At 19.6% G+C, this 1,131-nt stretch carries 1 protein-coding gene and 1 pseudogene; both read right to left on the bottom strand.

Annotated features, from left to right (window positions below; all coding sequences use genetic code 4):
* A partial coding sequence (locus tag C6B38_RS04625; RefSeq protein ID WP_146693308.1) for a hypothetical protein occupies positions 1–902 on the bottom strand: 902 nt, incomplete at its 3' end.
* Positions 863–1,131: pseudogene (locus tag C6B38_RS09980) on the bottom strand (hypothetical protein); the annotation flags it as partial. The pseudogene C6B38_RS09980 and the gene C6B38_RS04625, both read right to left, overlap by 40 nt.

Here is a 1,131-nt window from a genome sequence, read left to right as displayed (position 1 = left end):
AATTCAATTTTTTCTTTATTTTTATTAATTTTAACTTCATTAATTCTGCTATTAAGTCTTAACATTGAAGCAATTAACATATTATTAAATGTTTCTTTACAATATATTTTTGCACATCGCCCCTTAACAGCCTTAATATAATGTGAAACATCACCTTCAACATGGCAACCAATATTATATTCTAATGCTTGATTTTCAATACCATCTTTATTATTTTTAATTAATTCAATAGTTTCTAATAAAAATTTCTTTTTGTTATCAATAAAATAGGATAAATGACAAATTAAAAAATCTAATAATGCTTCATAATTTCCAGTAAAAAAATATATTTTTGCTAATTTATATTTTAATCTATGAATTTTGTTTCTATTTCTATATGAAAATAAATCTTTAAATCTTTTTACTAAATGAAATTTATCCAAACTATATGATACAGTGTTATTTTTATATTTTGTTTTTATTGCTTTGTAAATTTTTTTAATTTGTTTTTCGCCATCACTTAATACTAATATTATAGTATTTTCATTAATATCATAAGTATCCATTAGTTTAAAAATTTTGTCAATAAAACTATTAAAACTAGATTTTTCATTTTTATTAGTATTTTTATCCATTATTTGAAAAACACCTTTTTTCTTTTTAATTACTTTTCTTGTTTCAGTTGATTTTTCGTCATCAATACCAATATGCATAGTTGAAAAAAATATTTTCTTTTCAATTCTTTTTTTATTTTCTCGCATAGGAACAAAAGCACAGTCAATTTGAATATATAAAACATTATTTGGAATTTTAATTTTATTCTTATTTTTGTTGCTAATATAGTCAACTTTTTCTAAATCAGATTTTTTAAAAATATTAGATATTATTTTTTCACTGATATTAGCATTTTCTGTTGTGTGCATAATTTAATTTTATTCTTATTTTTGTTGCTAATATAGTCAACTTTTTCTAAATCAGATTTTTTAAAAATATTAGATATTATTTTTTCACTGATATTAGCATTTTCTGTTGTGTGCATAATATCTTTATATCGTTTTCCATCACCCATAAAAGAAATATATTTATCTTTTAAATTTTTTTCAATTCTTTCATATTTTTTTAATCCTAATTCTTCATCTAAAGGATAACGAT

Origin of the sequence: Spiroplasma sp. ChiS (genome assembly GCF_002968355.1) — a bacterium.
Lineage (GTDB): Bacteria > Bacillota_I > Bacilli_A > Mycoplasmatales > Mycoplasmataceae > Spiroplasma > Spiroplasma citri.
This window is presented reverse-complemented; position numbering and strand designations above follow the sequence as displayed.